At 37.0% G+C, this 7500-nt stretch carries 6 protein-coding genes (1 of these 6 only partly in view); all 6 read right to left on the bottom strand.

What is annotated here, in order from left to right; translation table 11 throughout:
• Positions 1 to 1102, bottom strand: the 5' end (the start) of a protein-coding gene (gyrA, locus tag U9R83_RS00030) for a DNA gyrase subunit A (protein ID WP_014462073.1). Its footprint begins 1409 nt before the window's first position; the window shows 1102 of its 2511 coding nt (coding positions 1–1102); it begins with the start codon at positions 1100 to 1102; its stop codon lies off the left edge, out of view.
• Between the two features lie 125 nt (positions 1103 to 1227).
• Entirely contained in the window at positions 1228 to 3144 is a 1917-nt protein-coding gene (gyrB, locus tag U9R83_RS00025; protein WP_028411910.1) for a DNA topoisomerase (ATP-hydrolyzing) subunit B, read from the bottom strand.
• Positions 3145 to 3384: 240 nt separating this feature from the next.
• Positions 3385 to 4503: a DNA replication/repair protein RecF gene (gene recF / locus U9R83_RS00020; protein WP_013054823.1), complete on the bottom strand. Its 1119-nt coding sequence runs from the start codon at positions 4501 to 4503 to the stop codon at positions 3385 to 3387.
• A 14-nt stretch (positions 4504 to 4517) separates the two neighbouring features.
• Positions 4518 to 4733, bottom strand: a complete 216-nt coding sequence (gene yaaA, locus U9R83_RS00015; RefSeq protein WP_013054822.1) for a S4 domain-containing protein YaaA — start codon at positions 4731 to 4733, stop codon at positions 4518 to 4520.
• Between the two features lie 100 nt (positions 4734 to 4833).
• Complete coding sequence (gene dnaN / locus U9R83_RS00010; RefSeq protein ID WP_013054821.1) at positions 4834 to 5970, bottom strand: DNA polymerase III subunit beta; 1137 nt, start codon at positions 5968 to 5970, stop codon at positions 4834 to 4836.
• A 186-nt stretch (positions 5971 to 6156) separates the two neighbouring features.
• Positions 6157 to 7500: a chromosomal replication initiator protein DnaA gene (dnaA, locus tag U9R83_RS00005; protein ID WP_014462075.1), complete on the bottom strand. Its 1344-nt coding sequence runs from the start codon at positions 7498 to 7500 to the stop codon at positions 6157 to 6159.

The raw sequence follows: 7500 nt of genomic DNA, 5'->3' as shown, positions 1-7500 counted from the left end.
ATTCAGTACGACGACGAATAACCACTACCTGATGGTCTAAGTAGTACTGTAGACATTGCTTCAAGTTCAATACTTTTGGCTGTCCATCTACTAATGCAAGGGTATTAATACCAAAACTTGTTTGAAGAGATGTCTGCTTATATAAGTTGTTTAATAAAACATTTGCATTTGCATCACGTCTTACTTCAATAACAATACGCATACCCGAACGGTCAGACTCATCTCGTAAATCCGTAATTCCATCAATCTTCTTATCACGAGCTAGCTCGGCAATTTTTTCAATTAGCTTTGCTTTATTTACTTGGTATGGTAGTTCATGAACAATAATAGTTTGTTTACCATTGCTTTGTTCTTCAATTTCTACTTTTGCGCGAACAATAATAGACCCTTTTCCAGTTTCATAAGCTTTACGGATTCCGCTGCGGCCAAGAATTTGCCCTGCAGTTGGGAAATCTGGTCCTGGAATAATCTCCATTAACTCTGCAATTGTAATATCAGGGTCTTGACTTACCGCTAAAACGCCGTCAATGACTTCCCCTAACTGATGCGGAGGAATATTTGTCGCCATACCTACCGCAATTCCGGCTGAACCGTTTACAAGTAAATTTGGAAATCTAGCAGGTAATACAATTGGTTCACGTTCAGAACCGTCATAGTTATCTTGATAATCAATTGTATCTTTATTTATGTCACGTAACAGTTCCATCGAAACTTTTGACATTCTTGCTTCTGTATAACGCATAGCTGCCGCTGCATCTCCATCAACAGATCCAAAGTTTCCGTGACCGTCAATTAGCATATAACGATAGCTAAAATCTTGTGCCATACGAACCATTGTTTCATATACAGCTGAGTCACCGTGTGGGTGATACTTACCAATTACTTCTCCTACGATACGAGCTGATTTTTTATATGGCTTATCCGATCCCATACCTAAATCATTCATTGCATATAAAATACGACGGTGCACAGGCTTAAGTCCGTCTCTTACATCTGGTAAAGCACGCGATACAATTACGCTCATTGCATAATCTAAAAAAGATGCGCGCATTTCTTGACTAATATTTACTTCTCTTATTTGAGAGTTTGGTTTATCTGACATCGATAAGAACCTCCTTCGCGAAGTTCAGTATAGTAATTCATATATATGTAAACGCAGGATAGAACCTATCTCTATCCTGACGTTTATATACCCTTTATAAAAATATAAAGGGTATTACCGTTCATTTAAATATCGAGATTTTTTACGTACTGAGCATTTTCTTCAATGAAATTACGGCGTGGTTCTACTTTGTCGCCCATTAAAATTTCAAATGTCTCATCAGCTTCAATTGCATCTTGCAAGTTCACCTGAAGAAGAGTACGGAACTCTGGATCCATTGTTGTTTCCCATAATTGTTCAGGATTCATCTCTCCTAAACCTTTGTAACGCTGAAGGTTTGGTTTTGCGCCTTCAGGGAAAGAAGCTAATACCTCTTCTAACTGACGATCGTTGTACGCGTACTCCACTTTTTTACCTTGTGAAACTTTGTAAAGAGGTGGCTGGGCAATGTACACATATCCATGCTCAATAATCTGTCTCATATAGCGATAGAAGAACGTTAGAAGAAGCGTACGAATATGCGCACCATCTACGTCTGCATCTGTCATAATCACAATTTTATGGTAGCGGGCTTTCGAAATATCAAAATCGTCACCAATACCCGTTCCTAGAGCGGTAATGATTGTACGAATTTCGTTATTAGATAAAATTTTATCTAAACGCGCTTTCTCTACGTTGATAATTTTACCGCGCAAAGGCAAAATAGCTTGGAAATGGCGGCTTCTTCCCTGCTTAGCTGAACCTCCGGCAGAGTCACCCTCTACTACATAGAGTTCGCTAATAGAAGGATCTTTTGATGAACAATCTGCTAATTTACCCGGTAAGTTTGAAATTTCAAGCGCGCTTTTACGTCTTGTAAGCTCACGAGCTTTTTTAGCTGCCATTCTTGCTCTTGCAGCCATTAAACCTTTTTCAATTACCTTTTTCGCCACAATAGGGTTCTCTAGCAAGTAAGTTTCTAAGTGTTCTGCAAACACAGAATCAGTAATTGTTCTTGCTTCACTATTTCCCAGCTTTGTTTTTGTTTGTCCTTCGAATTGCGGATCTGGGTGCTTAATAGAGATGATAGCTGTAATTCCTTCACGAACATCTTCACCCGTTAGATTGGCGTCACTGTCTTTAAATACGCTATTTTTACGTGCATAGTCGTTAATTACACGCGTTAACGCTGTTTTAAATCCTGCTTCGTGCGTTCCACCTTCATATGTGTGAATGTTGTTTGCAAAAGAATATAAATTACTTGTATAGCTATCGTTATATTGAATAGCAATTTCTACAGAAATGTTGTCTCGATTACCTTCAATATAGATCGGCTCTTCGTGAATCACTTCTTTCGAACGGTTTAAGTGTTCAACGTAAGACTTAATTCCGCCTTCATAATGGTATTCACGTCTTTTGTCTTCTTCACGTTTGTCTTCAATCGTAATTTTAATACCGCGATTTAAGAAAGCTAACTCACGCAGACGATTAGCTAACGTATCAAAATCGTATTCAAGCGTTTCTGTAAAAATTTCACCGTCTGGATGGAATTGAATAACAGTACCTGTTTTATCTGTTTCTCCAACTACTTTTAAGTCAGCAGCCGGTACACCTCGTTCATATTTTTGATAATGAACTTTACCGTCACGATGGACGTGCACTTCCAAAGAGGTAGAAAGTGCGTTAACAACTGAGGCACCTACACCGTGTAATCCACCAGATACTTTATAGCCTCCGCCGCCAAATTTACCTCCGGCATGAAGAACCGTTAAGATAACTTCAACGGCAGGTCTGCCCATTTTTTCTTGAATACCAACGGGAATTCCACGACCGTTATCTTTGACTGTAATACTATTATCCTTTTCGATAATAACATTAATTTCATCGCAATAGCCGGCCAGCGCTTCATCAATACTATTATCTACAATTTCCCATACAAGATGGTGTAAACCCTTTGCGCTCGTCGATCCAATATACATCCCCGGACGTTTACGAACAGCTTCTAATCCTTCTAATACTTGTATCTGATCAGCTTCATATGCTTGTACTTCTTTTTGTTCCATCGTCAAATGTATCACCTACACTTTTTTTTAACAGCAAACTGCTGTATTTATCATTTTGTATTATGTTTTTCGAATATTATGTGGAAATAATACGGAGCCTTTAATGTATTTGCCATTTGTTTACTTATGCACAAAATTTTCATAATCGAGGGTACGAGTTGAAATATATAGACTTAAAACTATAATGATATCATATTTCAGCTAGATTGCCTTGCGAAAAGTTTTTAGGCAGATCAATTGCTATTTGACCTTTTGAATTTGGCCAGCTTCTACATGATATGTAGCGGCTTTTTCTAAGGTCTCGTGATGAATTCCTTCAATGCTCGTTGTTGTTACAAACGTCTGAACTTTTCCTTGAATGGTATTTAGCAAGTGTGATTGACGAAAATCATCTAATTCAGACAATACGTCATCTAAAAGCAAGATTGGATATTCACCTACTTCTTGATGAATTAACTCAATTTCAGCAAGCTTTAACGATAAAGCAGTCGTCCGCTGTTGCCCTTGTGAACCAAATGTTTGAACGTCTTTTTCATTAACGTAGAAAAGAAGATCATCACGGTGTGGTCCTGCTAAGGTGACACCTCTATCAATTTCTCTACTTTTTATTTTATCAAACTTTTGATGATATGCTTCTAACATTTTCGACAAATCTGCATCTTCTGATACATCAATTGAATTCTTATACTCAATTTTTAATGTTTCTAAGTCTCGACTGATCCCTTTATGAATAGGCTCTGCCCACTGTTGGAGTAACTGTAAAAACTCAAAACGTTTTTTTAAGATTTTCGCCGCCATTTCACTTAACTGTAACGTAAGTACGTCTAAAAGTGAAAGATCCGTTTGTTTTTTTGTCTGCAGCTGTTTCAAATATTGATTTCTTTGCTGCAAAATCTTTTGATACCTGCTTAAATCATGCATGTAAACAGGCGAAACTTGACCAATTTCCATATCGATAAATTTGCGCCTTACTTGCGGACTTCCTTTAACTAGGTTCAAATCCTCCGGAGCAAACATGACAGTGTTAATTGATCCTATATATTGACTGAGTTTTTTCTGCTCAATGTGATTATATTTTGCTTTTTTCCCTTTTGTTGAGATGACTAAATCCAGTGTAACAGGCCCTCTATGCTTTTCTACAATGCCCGATAGCTTTGCATACTCACAATCCCATTTAATTAATTCTTTATCGTTGGATGTACGATGAGATTTAGCCATAGATAATACGAAGATCGATTCCATCACGTTTGTTTTACCCTGTGCGTTTTCACCCAAAATGACGTTTACTTTATTTTCAAAAGGAATCGTTGTCTTCGTATAGTTTCGGTAATTTGTTAAAGTAATTTCTTTAATATACAAACGTTTCACCAACTTTAAGTAATAACAACAAATGATCCTGCAGCCGGTATATCCACTTCGTCATTTGCATACAATTTACGTCCGCGGCGCTCTTCTAGCTCCCCGTTCACATATACTTCATGCTCACTTAAAAACCATTTTACCATTCCACCTGTTTGAATGACGTCTGCTAGTTTTAAAAACTGGCCAAGCGTAATGTATTCAGTTGAAATTTTAACCTCTGTTTTCATGCGACTCTCTCACTTTCTAATGATGTATCTCTATTTTACTAAATAATTCTCCCTGAGAAAAGAAAGCTACTAGTACGGCATGCTAGTAGCTTTCTGAGATTTAATATGTTCGCACTGGTAAAATCAGCTGCAGCATTGAATCATCCTCTAATGTTCGAATGACAAATGGACGCATCGCACCAGTGAAGTTAATTTTGATATCTGTTCCTTCGAGCGCTTTTAATGCGTCTAACATATATTTTGCGCTAAAAGAAATTTTTAATTCTTCTCCTGAGATAGACTGACTTTGTACCTCTTCAATTACTTTTCCGATTTCAGGAGAGTTAGAAGAAATTTCAACAATTCCTTCATCCAGCGTAGATAGTTTTACTACGTTGTTTCTTCCTTCACGAGCTAATAAAGAAGCACGGTCAATCGATTGTAAAAATTCTTTTACGTTCAATATAACATCCGTTTTACTATCGGCTGGGATCAATCTTGAAGTGTCAGGATAATTTCCGTCCAGTAATCTTGAGAAAAATAGTAAGTGTTTTGTTTTGAATAATACTTGATTTTCCGTGATAACGATGTCTACTAATTCATGAGAATCATCAAGGATCTTACTGAATTCACTTAAACTTTTACCTGGAATAACCACATTATACGTTGCTTCATTTCCAGTTTCAATGGTCGCTTTTCGCAAAGCTAGACGATGACTGTCAGTGGCAATACACGTTAATTCTTTGCCGTCGACTTTCCAGTTTACACCTGTCAAGATAGGTCGTGTTTCTGAGGTGGACACTGCAAAGACAGTTTGTCGAATCATGTTTTTTAATAAGTCTGTCGGTAATCTAAACATGTTGTTTTCTTCGATCTGTGGTAAATGAGGATACTCTTCTGCATCTAAACCATTTAAGTTAAATTCAGCTTTTCCTGAACGAATGATTGTTAAAAAGTGACTTTGGACGTCCAATTCTACGATGTCTTTAGGAAGCTTTTTGACGATTTCACTAAAGAAACGAGCTGGGAGAACAACGCTTCCTGGTTTTTGGATATCAACAATCTCTTTTCCTTCTTCCTCGTTTGGAATAAACGATTCAATAGAGATATCGGAATCACTTCCGGTTAAAGTAACACCTTCTTCAGTCGCTACAATTTTAATCCCTGTTAAAATTGGAATTGTTGTTCTAGAAGATACAGCTTTCATAACGTCTTGAACGCTTTGAACTAGGTAGTCTTTCTGTATGATAAATTTCATAATAATTAATCCTCCTTAAAAGTAGGTTTAAAAGCTTATTATTTATTATATTTTAAGATAGTAGTAGTAATAGGGGCTGTGGAAATGTGGATAACCCCTAAAAACGTGAGAACACAGCCTATCCACATGTGGACAGACTGTGTACAATCCTAACTCACTTATACACAAAATACAAGTAAAAAAAGCCTATATTTTTAGTGATTCACTGATTTCTTTAATTTGTTTTTGTAGGTCAGTATCTGTTTGAACAAGTTTTGAGATTTTTTCATGAGCATGGATGACAGTAGTATGGTCTCGCCCGCCAAACTCTTCTCCAATTTTAGGCAGTGAAAAATCCGTTAGTTCGCGAGAAAGGTACATGGCAATTTGTCTAGGAAACGCTACTGACTTTGTACGTTTCTTCGCTTTGAAATCATCTAATTTTATATTAAATTCTTGTCCAACAATCTGTTGGATGTCTTGAATCGTAATAACCCTAGGTTTTGAACTAGGAATGATATCTTTTAATGCTTCTGCTGCTAAATCAGCGTTTATATCTTTATTAATTAGTGAAGAATAAGCTACTACACGAATAAGTGCTCCTTCTAATTCTCTGATATTTGAATCAATCTGATTGGCGATATAAAGCATAACTTCATTTGGAATAACTAAGCCGTCTGCTTTTGCTTTTTTACGCAAAATAGCAATTCGTGTTTCCAAATCTGGTGGTGTGATGTCTGTAATAAGGCCCCATTCAAAGCGAGAGCGAAGTCGGTCTTCAAGTGTAGGAATTTCTTTCGGCGGTCGATCACTTGAGATGACAATCTGCTTGCTTTCTTCGTGAAGCGTATTAAACGTATGGAAAAATTCTTCTTGCGTCTGCTCTTTACCTGCTAAGAATTGAATATCATCAATCAGTAAAACATCTACATTACGGTATTTGTTGCGAAATTCTACTGCTTTATTATCACGAATAGAGTTAATAAACTCATTTGTGAATTTTTCAGATGATAAGTACACAACTTTAGCGGCAGGATTATGATCTAACACATAGTGGCCTATTGCATGCATTAAGTGTGTTTTGCCTAATCCTACTCCCCCGTAAATAAAAAGCGGATTATACGCTTTAGCCGGCGCTTCTGCTACTGCTAAAGAAGCTGCATGCGCAAACCGGTTTCCAGATCCGATAACAAATGTATCAAAGGTATACTTCGAATTTAGCATGCTTTGAGGAAATTCTGCTCCGTCGTCTTTATTGACTTTCTTTTTAGGAGTTTGAATATCGAATTCTTCCTCGGCCTGGTTAGGAGGAATAATAAATTTCACATCTAACTCTTCCCCCGTAAGATCGTAAAGTGTTTCAGCAATTAAATTAGAATACCTAGATTCTAACCAGTCCCGTGCAAAATCATTAGGCGCAGTAATAATCAGCGTGTCTCCTTGTAAAGCATGAGCTTTTGTCGATTTGAGCCAGGTTTCAAAACTAGGTTTGCTTAATTTTTTTTCAATTTGATCTAAAGCTCTATTCCATAAATCATGAATGTTTTCCAA

Source organism: Priestia sp. LL-8, from assembly GCF_036227845.1.
Taxonomy (GTDB): domain Bacteria; phylum Bacillota; class Bacilli; order Bacillales; family Bacillaceae_H; genus Priestia; species Priestia zanthoxyli.
The sequence above is the reverse complement of the archived record's forward strand: the minus strand, read 5'-3'. Positions and strand labels throughout refer to the sequence as shown.